The organism is Streptomyces crystallinus, assembly GCF_039521265.1.
GTDB lineage: Bacteria > Actinomycetota > Actinomycetes > Streptomycetales > Streptomycetaceae > Streptomyces > Streptomyces crystallinus.
This window is the reverse complement of record NZ_BAAACA010000063.1, coordinates 13,079-25,080: the sequence shown is the minus strand read 5'-3', so window position 1 is coordinate 25,080 and position 12,002 is coordinate 13,079. Positions and strand designations below refer to the sequence as shown.

General features: G+C 72.9%; 14 protein-coding genes. 4 read left to right on the top strand and 10 right to left on the bottom strand.

All coding sequences use genetic code 11. The annotated features are described in order from the left end of the window. Positions 1-12: 12 nt before the first annotated feature. The 3 genes from ABD236_RS32415 to ABD236_RS32405 all read right to left on the bottom strand — a co-directional run bounded on the left by ABD236_RS32415 (position 13) and on the right by ABD236_RS32405 (position 2,059). On the bottom strand, positions 13-282 hold the full coding sequence (locus tag ABD236_RS32415; protein WP_344080364.1) for a hypothetical protein: 270 nt from the start codon (positions 280-282) through the stop codon (positions 13-15). Positions 283-320: 38 nt separating this feature from the next. Then, complete coding sequence (locus ABD236_RS32410; RefSeq protein WP_344080361.1) at positions 321-1,046, bottom strand: TetR/AcrR family transcriptional regulator; 726 nt, start codon at positions 1,044-1,046, stop codon at positions 321-323. An 83-nt stretch (positions 1,047-1,129) separates the two neighbouring features. After that, on the bottom strand, positions 1,130-2,059 hold the full coding sequence (locus tag ABD236_RS32405) for an AurF N-oxygenase family protein (RefSeq protein ID WP_344080358.1): 930 nt from the start codon (positions 2,057-2,059) through the stop codon (positions 1,130-1,132). Positions 2,060-2,249: 190 nt separating this feature from the next. Here ABD236_RS32405 and ABD236_RS32400 point away from each other — a divergent pair, with 190 nt between their 5' ends. Further along, positions 2,250-3,356 (top strand): ferritin-like domain-containing protein, encoded by a 1,107-nt coding sequence (locus ABD236_RS32400; protein WP_344080354.1) that lies wholly within the window; start codon positions 2,250-2,252, stop codon positions 3,354-3,356. Positions 3,357-3,387: 31 nt separating this feature from the next. Here the strand turns inward: ABD236_RS32400 and ABD236_RS32395 are convergent, their stop codons facing one another. Both ABD236_RS32395 and ABD236_RS32390 read right to left on the bottom strand, forming a co-directional pair. After that, entirely contained in the window at positions 3,388-4,839 is a 1,452-nt protein-coding gene (locus ABD236_RS32395; protein WP_344080351.1) for a penicillin-binding transpeptidase domain-containing protein, read from the bottom strand. Beyond that, positions 4,836-6,215 (bottom strand): FtsW/RodA/SpoVE family cell cycle protein, encoded by a 1,380-nt coding sequence (locus ABD236_RS32390; protein WP_344080348.1) that lies wholly within the window; start codon positions 6,213-6,215, stop codon positions 4,836-4,838. The genes ABD236_RS32395 and ABD236_RS32390 overlap by 4 nt, the downstream gene beginning before the upstream one ends. A 96-nt stretch (positions 6,216-6,311) precedes the next feature. Here ABD236_RS32390 and ABD236_RS32385 point away from each other — a divergent pair, with 96 nt between their 5' ends. Together ABD236_RS32385 and ABD236_RS32380 are read left to right on the top strand one after the other, a co-directional pair. Beyond that, on the top strand, positions 6,312-6,746 hold the full coding sequence (locus tag ABD236_RS32385) for a DUF6325 family protein (protein WP_344080345.1): 435 nt from the start codon (positions 6,312-6,314) through the stop codon (positions 6,744-6,746). Positions 6,747-6,749: 3 nt separating this feature from the next. After that, positions 6,750-7,109, top strand: a complete 360-nt coding sequence (locus ABD236_RS32380; protein ID WP_344080342.1) for an SHOCT domain-containing protein — start codon at positions 6,750-6,752, stop codon at positions 7,107-7,109. Positions 7,110-7,118: 9 nt separating this feature from the next. On the opposite strand, the gene ABD236_RS32375 is transcribed toward ABD236_RS32380, so the two are convergent. From ABD236_RS32375 to ABD236_RS32355, 5 genes are all read right to left on the bottom strand, one after another. Continuing rightward, positions 7,119-7,460: an SH3 domain-containing protein gene (locus ABD236_RS32375; RefSeq protein WP_344080339.1), complete on the bottom strand. Its 342-nt coding sequence runs from the start codon at positions 7,458-7,460 to the stop codon at positions 7,119-7,121. 90 nt (positions 7,461-7,550) lie between these two features. Then, complete coding sequence (locus ABD236_RS32370) at positions 7,551-8,828, bottom strand: ATP-binding protein (RefSeq protein WP_344080444.1); 1,278 nt, start codon at positions 8,826-8,828, stop codon at positions 7,551-7,553. 65 nt (positions 8,829-8,893) lie between these two features. Then, positions 8,894-9,652: a hypothetical protein gene (locus tag ABD236_RS32365; protein ID WP_344080336.1), complete on the bottom strand. Its 759-nt coding sequence runs from the start codon at positions 9,650-9,652 to the stop codon at positions 8,894-8,896. A 49-nt stretch (positions 9,653-9,701) separates the two neighbouring features. Continuing rightward, positions 9,702-10,358, bottom strand: a complete 657-nt coding sequence (locus ABD236_RS32360; RefSeq protein WP_344080333.1) for a class F sortase — start codon at positions 10,356-10,358, stop codon at positions 9,702-9,704. A 79-nt stretch (positions 10,359-10,437) separates the two neighbouring features. Further along, positions 10,438-10,776 carry a zinc ribbon domain-containing protein gene (locus tag ABD236_RS32355; RefSeq protein WP_344080330.1) on the bottom strand — a complete coding sequence of 113 codons (339 nt, stop codon included), beginning with the start codon at positions 10,774-10,776 and terminating at the stop codon, positions 10,438-10,440. Between the two features lie 121 nt (positions 10,777-10,897). Here ABD236_RS32355 and ABD236_RS32350 point away from each other — a divergent pair, with 121 nt between their 5' ends. Next, positions 10,898-11,698, top strand: coding sequence for an NERD domain-containing protein (locus ABD236_RS32350; RefSeq protein WP_344080327.1), 801 nt, complete (start codon positions 10,898-10,900; stop codon positions 11,696-11,698). Positions 11,699-12,002 lie beyond the last annotated feature (304 nt).

Genomic DNA, 12,002 nt, shown 5'->3' with positions numbered 1-12,002 from the left:
CCCAGGGGCACCTCAGGCCGTAGGCCTCGGCTTGCTCCACGGCCAGCGGCGCGGCTCGCGCCCTTCGGGCACATAGGTGTACTTCCAGCCGCGCGGCAGCCCGAGCCGCTTGCTGTGCCCGGCGGGTTCGAGGCGGTACGCGTGGACGGCCGGGGCGCCGCCGTCGGCGTCCGGGACCGGGATCTCGTACCACTGGGGCGGCTTGCCCGTGGGGCCGACCAGGACGGGCAGGACGCGCCCGTCGAGGGGCCCGCCCACAAAGAGGGTGTTCTCGCTCTGCACGCCCCAAGTGTCACACCGGTGCGGCCCGAGCGAAGACCTCAGAGCAGGTGGGCGGCCTCGGCGAGGACCGGGATCACCCGGCGGGCCAGCAGACCGGCCGGGCCGTCGCCCGGCTCCAGGGCGAGGGCCGCCCGCACCACGGCGGCGGCCTGCGGGTCGGTGGCGGCGGTCGCGGTGAGCAGCGCCACCAGGTGGTCGACCAGCCAGTCGCGCAGCTCGGGCAGCGGAGGCTGCTTCTCCTCGTCGAGCCAGATCAGCGAGGCGGCCTCGACGGCCGCGATCCAGGTGCGCACCATCATCCGCAGCCGTGCACCCGGGTTCTCCACCTCCAGGTGGAGCAGGATCTGCTCGGCGGCGGCCCGGCGCACCTCGTCGACTATCGCGGTGGTCCGCGAGGTCTCGGCGACGCTGCCGCCCTGGAGCAGGGCGGAGAACCCGGCGTCGTGCTCGTCGACGAAGGCGAGGTAGCGGTCCAGGGCGTGGCTGAGGCGCTGGGTGAGCGGGCCGCTCTGGGGCTGGGCGAAGCAGAGTTCGAGCTCGTCGGCGGCCGAGCGCAGCGCGGCCTCGTACAGCTGCTGCTTGCCGCCGGGGAAGTAGCGGTAGACCAGCGGGCGCGAGACCCCGGCGGTCTCGGCGACGTCGTCGAGCGAGACGTCCTCCGGGGCCCGGTGCGCGAAGAGCGACAGCGCGGCGTCGAGGAGCTGGGTGCGGCGCTCCTCGACGCTGAGCCTGCGGTACGCGGGGGTGGCGGCCGGTGAGGTCATACGGGCAGCGTAATCCCCGGATGGGCGTACGACGCGGGTGCGCGCGTGCGGTTGGCCGGGAGTGAAGGGCACCGGGAGCGCGCTCAGGCCAGCAGGCCCGAGCTCTGCCACAGCCTGCGGCCGACCCCGCGCAGCACACCGATGTCGTCGAGGAAGTCGGTGAGCCGCCTGGCGCCGTTCTGCATGACCTCGCGCCGGTGGCCGCTCGCCTTCACCTGGGCGACGGCCTCGCGGCGGTCCAGGCCGACGTTCTCGTACACCTGGGGGTTGACGAAGCAGGTGGAGAAGACGCGGGCCGCCTCGCCGCAGCTGACCCGGGTCAGCTCCCGCTCCCAGGCGGGTGCGGTGACCATCTGGCGCCGCAACTCCTCGCGGGCGTAGCGCACATGGCGGGCCTCCTCCACCACGTGGATGCGGGTCACCCCGCGCATCAGGGTCTGCACCCGGTCGTCCGGGAAGGTCAGCCGCTGCATCCAGTCGAGGATCTCCTCGCCGAGCAGGGTGGCCGCGAAGGAGCCGGGGGTGGTGGAGACGGTCTTCAGGACGCGCGCGAGGTTGTGGTAGAGCCGGGGGACCGGGTAGGTGGGCGAGCCGCTCTTCTGGATCATGCGGGCGAACATCATGGAGTGCCGGCACTCGTCGGCTATCTCGGTGAGCGCGTAGCGGACGTGGTTGCTGGTCACCGGCTTGTCGTAGATGTGCCGCACCAGCAGCTGCATCAGGATGATCTCGAACCAGATGCCGAGCGAGCCGAGCGAGGCGGCCTCGTGGCGGGACAGCTCCAGACGCTGGTCCTCGGACATCTTGCGCCACATCGGGGTGTCGTAGAGGGAGAGCAGCTCCGGCGGCCAGAACCACTTGCCGTCCTCGAACGGAGCACTCCAGTCGAGTTCCTTGTCGGGGTCGAAGGAGTGCTTGGCGGACGACGCGAGCAGCCGCTCGGCGACCTCCTCGCGGTCCCGGAGCAGTCCGAGCGCGTCGCGGAGCACTTCGCTGTCGGTCACGGTCGTCATGACGGGGCACCTCGGTGAGTCGGTGTTCGAAGGGGTTACCGGCGGTCGACTCTTATGAGACTGCTTGTCAGCAAGCCCGTCAATCCCTTGGGACCGACTTGTTGACCGCGCGTCTACCAACGTGTGAGCCTGCCAGGGAACCCGCGTGTAACGGTCAGTCAGGGAATTCCGCGACGCGAAGGAGCCGCACGTGTCGACGCACGACCTGTATGTGAACGGCCCGCAGGACCCGCTCTGGGAAGTCCCCGCCTCCGGCGCGGCGCGCTTCAGCTGGGACTACGACGACGGACGTGAGCGCCTCCTCGCCCTGTACCAGAAGGGCAAGGACAAGCAGTGGGACGGCGCCAAGCGCATCGACTGGGACCTGGAGGTCGACCCGTACGACCCGCTGGGCACCCCCGACGAGGCGATGACCCTCTACGGCACCCGCTACTGGTCCAAGCTGACCGACAAGGACAAGGGCGAGCTGCGCAAGCACTACACCGCCTGGCAGTTCAGCCAGTTCCTGCACGGCGAGCAGGGCGCGATGGTGTGCGCGGCGCGGATCGTGGAGTCGGTGCCGGACCTGGACGCCAAGTTCTACTCGGCCACCCAGACCATGGACGAGGCCCGGCACGCCGAGATCTACGGCCGGTTCCTGCACGAGAAGATCGGCATGCTCTACCCGGTCAACGACAACCTCCAGGGGCTGCTCGGCGACACCCTGCGCGACTCCCGCTGGGACATGCCCTACCTCGGTATGCAGGTCCTGATCGAGGGCCTCGCGCTCGCCGCCTTCGGCATGCTCCGCGACACCACCGACAAGCCGCTGCCCAAGCAGATCCTGGCGTACGTCATGCAGGACGAGGCCCGGCACGTGGCGTTCGGACGGATGGCCCTGCGCGACTACTACCGGCAGCTGAGCGACGCGGAGCTGCGCGAGCGCGAGGAGTTCGTGATCGAGGGCTGCTATCTGATGCGCGACCGGCTGCGCGGGGTGGAGGTCCTGGAGAACTTCGGCGTCCCCACAGCGGAGGCCGAGCAGTTCTCGGAGCAGAACGAGTATCTGCACCTGTTCCGCAAGCTGCTGTTCAGCCGGATCGTCCCGTGCGTGAAGGACATCGGCCTGTGGGGCAAGCGCCTCCAGCAGGCGTACGTGGACATGGGCGTCCTGGAGATGGGCGACTCCAACCTCGACCTGCTGATGGCCGAGGACGAGGAGATCGCCGAGCGGCTCGACGCCGAGCGGTTCGCCCAGGAGGAGACCGCGCGGGTCGCGGAGGTCGAGGAGACGATCGCCCAGGGCGCCACCGGCTGACCGGCGCGCCCCCGCCTGCGGGAGGCGGCGCTCACCCGGCCAGCGCCGCCTCCATCACCGCCTTGGCGATGGGGGCCGCGTCGCCCCCGCCGCTGATGTCCGCCCGGTTGGCCTCGGCGTCCTCGACGACCACCGCCACCGCCACCCCGGGCTGGACCGCGTCGGCCGCCTGCGCCCAGGAGATGAACCAGGCGTACGGGAGGCCCCGGTTGCCCACGCCGTTCTGCGCGGTGCCGGTCTTGCCGCCCACCTTCACCCCGGGGATCGCCGCGTTGGCCCCGGTGCCCTTCTCCACCACGTCCACCATCAGCTGCTGGAGCCGCGTCGCGGTGGCCGGGTTCATGGCCTGGCGGTAGGTGCGGGGGCCGTACTGGGCGACGGTCGTCCCGCGCGCGGTGGTCGTCCGCTCCACCAGATACGGGTGGCGGAGCTCCCCGCCGTTGGCGACGGCCGCCGCCACCATCGCCATCTGCAGGGGTGTCGCCGTGGTGTCGAACTGGCCGATGGAGGAGAGCGCCAGCTGGTCCGGGCCCATCTTCTTGTCGAAGTTGGACTTGGCCACCGCCGAGGGGATCCGCAGCCGGGTGTCGTTGAACCCGAACCGTCCCACCGCCTCCAGCATCCCCGCGAGCCCCACCTTCACCCCCAGATGCGCCATCACCGTGTTGCAGGAGACGACCACCGCGTACGCGAGCGAGGCCTTGCCGCAGCCGTCGGCCTCGTTGGGCAGCGTGGTGCTGGTGCCGGGCAGGACATAGGGGTCGGGCGTGGTCGTCGGCGCGTCCACGTCGGTGACGGCACCCGCGTCCAGCGCGGCCGCCGCCGTCACGATCTTGAACGCGGAGCCCGGCGGATAGGTCTGCCGGATCGCCCGGTTGAGCATCGGCTGGTCGGGGTCCGCGTTCAGCGCGGCCCAGGCGCCCTTGACCGCCCGCCCGGTCCCCGACAGCCGTCCCGGCTCGTACGAGGGGCTGCTGACCAGCGCCAGGATCCGGCCGCTGGCCGGCTCCACGGCGGCGACCGCGCCCCGCCTGCCCGCCAGCCCCCGGAAGGCGGCCCGCTGGACGGAGGCCCTGATGGTGGTGACCGCGTCGCCGCCCGGCTGCCGCTTGCGGGTGAGGGAGCCCCACAGCGGGGTGAGCAGCGGGGAGGTGCCGGAGAGCACCGGGTCCTCGGCGGCCTCCACCAGCGAGGTGCCGTAGACCTGCGAGGAGTAGCCGGTGACCGGCGCGTAGAGCGGCCCGTCGGCGTAGGTGCGCTCGTAGCGCAGCGGCTGGCGGGTGTCCTTGGAGCCGGTGACCGCGTCGCCGTCCACCAGTACGTCGCCGCGCGGCTGGCCGTAACGGGCCAGGGTGGTGCGGCGGTTGGCCGGGTCGGCGTCGAGCGCGTCGGCCTGGAAGACCTGGACGCGGGCCGCGTTGACCAGCAGCGCCACCAGCAGGAGCAGACAGCAGGCGGCGGCCCGGCGGATGTAGCGGATCATCGCGCTCCTGTCCGTACGGGAGTGGGCGTGTCGCTCTCCACGGCCGGGCGCGGGGTGCGCGCGCTGTCGCTGAGGCGGATGAGGAGCGCCACGATCACCCAGTTGGTGACGACCGAGGAGCCGCCCTGGGCCAGGAACGGCATCGCCATGCCGGTGAGCGGGATCAGCCCGGTGACCCCGCCCGCGATCACGAACACCTGGAGCGCGAGGATCGAGGCGAGCCCCACGGCGAGCAGCCGCCCGAACGGATCGCTCAGGGTGAGCGCGGCGCGGTAGCCCCGGGCGACGAGCAGCGCGTACAGCAGGAAGACGGCGCTCAGCCCGGCGAGCCCCAGCTCCTCGCCCGCCGTCGCCAGGATGAAGTCGGACTTCGCGGCGAACCCGATGAGGACGGAGTGCCCGGCGCCCAGGCCCGTACCGGACATCCCGCCCGCCGCGAAGGCGAAGAGCGACTGGGCGAGCTGGCCGGGGCCCTGGCCTGCCTCGATGGAGGCGAAGGGGTGCAGCCAGTCCTCCACCCGGCTGTGCACGTGCGGCTCCAGCGAGCCGACGGCCGCCGCGCCGACCGCCGCCAGCAGCAGCCCCACCGCGATCCAGCCGGTGCGGCCGGTCGCCACGTACAGCATGATCACGAAGAGGCCGAAGAAGAGCAGCGAGGTGCCGAGGTCGCGCTCCAGGACCAGGACGCCGACGCTCAGCAGCCAGATCGCCACGATCGGGCCGAGCACCCGGCCGGTGGGCAGCTGGAGCCGCCACACGCGGCGGCCGGTGTACGCCAGGGCGTGCCGGTTGGCGGCCAGGTACCCGGCGAAGAAGACCGCGAACAGGATCTTGGCGAACTCGCCCGGCTGGAAGGAGAGTCCGCCGAGCCGGATCCAGATCTTGGCCCCGTTGACGGCCGGGAACGGGATCGGCAGCACCATCAGGAACAGCGCGGAGGCGGCCGACAGATAGGCGTACCGGGTCAGGACGCGGTGGTCGCGCAGCACCAGGACGGCGGCGGTGAAGAGCCCGACGCCGACGGTCGACCAGACGAGCTGGGCGGAGGCGGCCGGGGTGCGCGGGGTCTCCAGGTCGAGGCGGTAGATCAGGACCAGGCCGAGGCCGTTGAGCAGCACCGCGATGGGCAGCAGCAGCGGGTCGGCGTACGGGGCGCGGCGGCGGACCGCGAGATGGGCGAGCAGGGCCAGGAGTCCGAGCCCGGCGCCGTAGCGTGCCGCGTCCGGCGGGACGGCGCCGTTCTTGGCGAGGCCCACGACCGCGTAGCCGAAGACCGGGACGAGGACGGCGCAGACGAGCAGCGAGAGTTCGACGCCCCGGCGTCGGGCGAGGCGCGGGGCGGGCGGGGGCTCGTCCGCCGCCGTCGGTGCGGTCATGTCGGGCAACGTAGCAAGCCCGGGCCTCTATGTCCCCTTATGTCATAGTGTGCCGAGCGGGGGGAGTTTTGACGGTCCGTCACGGAGGAGTACGCCATGGGGCCCGTGGAGTTCATCGTCCTCGCCTTCCCCGAGGAGCAGCTGCGGGTGCGGGCCGTCGACTCGCTTGTGGGAGTGCGCCGGTCCCGTGCCGTACGGATGGTCGACGCGCTGGTCGTCACCAGGACCGCCGCCGGGGAGGTGTCCTCGGCGGAGCTCGACGAGTTCGAGGAGCTCGCCGGGGTGCTGGTCGGCGAGGGCGTCGAGCGGCTGATCGGGCCGGAGGACGTGCGCGAGGCCGGGGACCTGCTCGACCCGGGCAGCTGTGCGCTGGTCGTACTGATCGAGCACCTGTGGGCGGAGGAGGCGGCGAAGGGGGTGCGGGCCGCGGGCGGGCACGTCGCCGGGTCGGTGCGGATCCCGCCGGAACGCCTGGAAGAGGTCCGGGCGGCATTGGCCGCGCGCGCACAGGGCGCGCGAGAGGAAGGCTGAGCGATGTACATCAAGCCCACCCGCGCGGCGGCACGGCCCGTGGTGCGCCCCTCCGGAACCCCGCTGCTGCGCGGGCTCCTGGTGGGCGGCCCCCGCCCCGCGAAGGCCGCGCCCCCATCCGACGCTCCGAAGTCCGAAGCTCCGGAGTCCGACGCTCCGAAGTCCGAAGCTCCGGAGTCCGACGCTCCGAAGTCCGACGCTCCGAAGTCCGAAGCTCCGGAGTCCGAAGCCCCCGCCTCCCGGGCCCCTCGCTCCGGCGACGCCCTGGTGGACCTGCTGAGCCGCCTCGGGGAGCTGGCTCAGCAGGGCGTGCTCACTCCCGAGGAGTTCACGGCCGCGAAGGCACGTCTGCTCGGGCGGTGAGCTGACGGCTCAGCACCAGCGGGGCGCCGAGCCGAGGTTCTGGATGTAGTACGCCGACGCCCAGGCCCAGGTGCCGTCCTCCAGGAGGTACCAGACGCCGTTGCCGTTGACGGGGTCGCCGCCGGTCTTGCAGAAGATGTGGACGATCCGCCCGTACGGGGCCACGCCGACGATCCTGCTGCTGCGGGTCGGCTTGTCCCGCAGGATCAGGCCGGACCGGGCCGTCACCCGGCCCTTGGAGGAGTTCTCGGCGGATTCCTCGGCGACGGCGGGACCGGCCGCCGCGAGAGCGGCGACCGCTGAGGTGGCTAGGCACAGACCGAGCAGGGCAAGCGGGTTACGGGGGGACACAGGTGCCTCCTGGGGGAGGGGAGGGCCGCGCTCCACGGCCCTTGGCTCGCCCCGCTCACGTTAGGTTCGCTTCTTGCCACCCGCAAAGCGCTAAGGGGTGCGGGGACCGCCGGACGGGGGACGCGCCGGATCCCCGCCACCCGCCCCGGCCTGCCCGTCCGGGTGCCCGGGGCCCTCCGGAGCGCCGTCGGTGTCCACGTACTCCGGCAGGGTCAGCCGTGCCAGCGCGCCGCCGTCCGCCGCGTTGCCGAAGCTGAGTTCGGCGCCGAGCACCGCGGCCTGGCCGACCGCGATGGTCAGCCCGAGACCGTGCCCCTTGGTGCCGCCCTCGGTGCGGAATCGCTGGGGGCCGTGGTCGAGGAGGTACGGGGGATACCCGGCCCCGTGGTCCCGTACCGTCACCACCGGGCCGTCCACGGTCAGCTCGACCGGCAGCGCGCCGTGCTTGTGGGCGTTGCCCAGCAGATTGGACAGCACCCGCTCCAGCCGGCGCTTGTCGGTCTCCACACAGGTGTCCCGGACGACGACGAGCTCGGTGTCCGTCCCGGAGGCCCGCACCACCCGTTCCACCAGCGGCCCCAGCCGCTCCAGGTCCAGGTCGACGCGCTCGCTGCCGGCCTCCAGGCGGGAGATCTCCAGGAGGTCCTCGGTGAGCGAGCGCATCGCCCGCACCCGGTCCCGTACCAGCTCGGCGGGCCGTCCCTCGGGCAGCAGTTCGGCGGCCGCGTGCAGCCCGGTCAGCGGGGTGCGCAGCTCATGGGCGACGTCCGCGGTGAACCGCTGCTCGCTCAGCAGTTTGTTCTGGAGCGTTCCGGCCATGGTGTCGAGCGCCCCGGCGACCGTCGCCACCTCGTCCTGGGGCCGCGAGGGGTCCTTCGTACGGGGGTCGTTGACCCGGGCGTCGAGGTCGCCCGCGCCGATCCTGCGGGCCACCGTCGCCGTCTGGTGCAGCCTGCGGGTGACCCGGGTGACGCCGAAGACGCCGACCAGCAGCGTGGCGCCGATGGCGAGGATGGAGGAGCCGAGGATCGCCTGGTCCAGGCCGGTGATGGTGCGGGCGCTCTGGCTGTAGTCGATCGAGACGGCGATCGCCCGGCCGTCCGCCGGGCCCGCCGCCCACATCGTCGGGCGGCCCCGGTCGTCGGCCACCACCGTGCCGCGCTTGCCGGAGACCGCGAGCGCGCGCAGCGAGGGGGGCAGGTCCTGCGGGTCCATCCCCGCGCCCGGCGGCAGCGGCTCGCCCGCCTCGTACGCGCGCGAGACCTCCTCCAGCTTGTCCAGCGCCTTGTCGCGGGCCTGGCCGACGGTCTGCCGGGTCACCGAGACATGGACGAGCACACCGAGCAGCGCCGCGAGCGCACAGCACATCACGGTGATGAAGACCGCGGCCTTCCAGGTGAGCGTCGCCGTCCAGGCGGGCAGCCGGGGCCCTCTCACCGGGCGCTCGCGGAGGAGCGCGGCGAGCGGTCGGCGGACGGGCTCGGGGTCTTGGGGTGGGGCACCGGGTTGGGCGAGTGCTGCGGCTCCACCCGGATGATCTCGTCGCGGGTGGGCAGCATGGCGTGCTGGTGGCCGTCCCACGACCAGGCCGTGCGGTACTCGTACCCGGGAATGCCCGCCGAGACCGAGTGCAGGATGACGTCCCGCCCGGCCAGCTCCACGCCGATCAGCTGGTCCGAGGTGGACATGATCCGGGTGAGGCCGCCGCGGTCGGGCATGTAGCAGCGCACGGCCAGCTGCTGCTCCGGCATCTTGATGCCGAGGATCAGCTCGTCCTTCCCGTCGCCGGTCAGATCGCGGTAGTACGCGCGCAGCACCGGGCAGGCCTTCGGCTTCCGGCGGCACTGGTTGAGCTGGCGAACCGTTTCCTCATAGAGCCCGTCGGCGCCCGTGTACTGGTCGGGGTGGGCGCGCACCTCCGCCTGGACGACCGCGACCGGGTCCAGGGCGCGGACGTCGCCGCCGCGCACCTCGATGCCGGGCACCCGCTCCGTCTGTCCCTCGCCGAAGTCCAGCGGCGTCGTCGTGGGCTTGGGCAGCTCGGGCCAGAGGTGGACCGGGCCGACCGCCGTGGGGGTCGCGCCCGCGCCCTCCAGGCTGCCCGCGTTGCCGCAGCCGGCCAGCAGCAGGGCTGCGGCACCGGCGGCGAGCAGCGGGAGCGCTGCGCGGGCGGGGCGGCGGTGGCGGGTCAAGGTGCTCCTGTCGTACGGACGGCGGCACCGGAGCGGCACCGCCCCCGGGCTACTTCACCTTCACCAGGTCGGCGTAGAAGATGATGTTGGCCGAGCGGTGGCCGTTCTTGATCGGGCCGCCGCAGGTGATGAGGCGGAGTTCCGGACGGTCGGTCTTCCCATAGACCTTATTCGTAGGGAAGTCTGTTTTGTCCACTTGCTGGGTCTCGCGGATCCGGAAGACGGCCGTCGAGCCGTCCTTCCTGCCCACCTCGATGGCGTCCCCGACGTGCATCTTCTTCACGTCGCGCAGCAGGGCGGGCCCCTCGGCGGTGTCGTAGTGCGCCACGATCACGGACGCGCCCTTCTCGCCGGGCGTGACGCTGCCGGTGTACCAGCCCGCCAGCTCCGCCTTGTCGACGGGCGGCACCTCCAGCTCCTGCTTCTCGTCGAGACCGAGTCGGAGCACCGGGCTCGCGTCGACGCCGGCGGACGCGATGACCACCCGGGTCGGCTCGGCCGCCCTCAACGGGTCCGGCTGCCGGGCGGCCTGGGTGGTGGCGGCGTTCGGGACGGTGACGTCGGGCGCCTTGGCCTGGGCCCCGGACGACCCCGAGCCGCAGGCCGCCAGGCCGCCGCCCACCGCGAGGACGAGCGCGGCGGTGGCCGCGAGCCGGGCCGTGCGGCGGGTACGGGCGCGGGGCCCGGAGGGAGTGGACGTGGTCATGATCACCACGGTAGGCCGGAGGTGTCGCGGAGCCTTCCCGACTCTGTAACAGCTCTCCACGACCGCGGCGACGGCGGCATTACTGCTGGTAGGGGTTCTGCCCGGGGGCCTGGCCCTGCATCTGGCCCGCCTGCGCCTGCGGCTGCTGACCCGGCTGCTGCGGCTGCTGGCCCGGCTGCGGCCCGGCGGCCATCGCGAGCAGCTGCTCCGCCTGCTCCTTGACGATCTGCTGCTCCATGCCGCAGAAGGTGCACTGGGTGCGGTACTTGGTGGAGACCGGGAAGAGCGGGATGAAGAACAGCGTGAACTTGGTGACGTGCTTGCGCAGGCCGTGAGCGGCCGGGTTGCCGCAGTTCCCGCAGACGAGCGTCATCATGGCGAGCTGATACAGATATCCCTTGGTGCCCCAAATGAGCATCGGACTTCCCCTCCCGAGGTAAAGCGAGGCGTGTGACACGCGGTAGCGGCTCGCACTATACGAGCCGCGATATTGCCCTGTGCGGCCGGTGCTGTTCCCATGGGCGTGGGGGTGGTGCGGGATGTCGGGACTGCGGGTCACGCCGGTGCACCGGCACGGACGGGCACGGCTGTACGTCAGCCTCCCCGACGGCAGGAGCGCCGCCTGGTACGACAGGGACAGCGGGCGGGTGAGCCTGCTCCTGGAGGAGTGCCGCGACGCCGTCCTGGCCGCGCTCGCGCCCTTCGTGGTGGGCGAGGTGACGGTGGGTCCGCCGCCCCCGCCGACCTCCGCGGACCTGGCCCGTCTCTCCCTCCACCCCGACGACGACCTGGCGCCGAACCGCCCCGGCGAGGCGCTCCTCGCCGAGCTCGAACGCCACGCCTCGCCCCGCCGGCTGCGGGAGGACCCGCGCCGGGCGCTGCTCGCGGCGCAGGAGCGGGTGGGGGCGGGCCTGGACGCGCTGGAGGGGGCGGGGTGGCGGGTGCTGCACTCGGTGCCGCTGCCGGGGGAGGGGCTGCTGGACCACCTGGCGATCGGCCCGGCCGGGATCATGACCTTCCGCACGGTGGCCGCGCACCGCCGCCGGGTGCGGATCGCCGATCCCCTGGTGGGGGTCGGCCGCTCCGCCCCGTCGCCGCTGCTGCGGTGGGCCCGGCGGGACGCGGAACGGGCGTCGCTGGCGCTCGCGGCGCCGGTACGGGCGGCACTGGTCCTGTCCGAACCGTCCCGGGTCGACGTGGCGGCCCCGCCCGGGGGTGTGCGGGTGCTGCGGGATGTGGATCTGCCCGAACTGGGCCGGTGGGGCGGGGTGTTGAAGCCGGCGGATGTGGAGGGGCTGTACTGGACGGCACGGGACCGCCGCACATGGCTCCGCGTGTGAGCGGCCCCCACCCCGCCCCTTCCCTAAACCCTCCGGGGGTGGGAGGGGGCTGAGCCCCCGGCCCCTGGGCGGGGCTGCGCCCCTGCACCCCCTGACCGCTGCGCGTTTGTCCGCGGCCCGGTGGGGGCTGGTCGCGCAGTTCCCCGCGCCCCTAGGGGGCCCGCCCGCCCCGGGCCGAACAGGGGCCGCAGGCCCCGTTCTTCAGGGGCGCGGGGAACTGCGCGAGCAACCGACCACGGTCCGCAGATGAACGGGGTTTTTAGGGGCGCGGGGAACTGCGCGGCCAGCCCGCCACTGGGTCGCA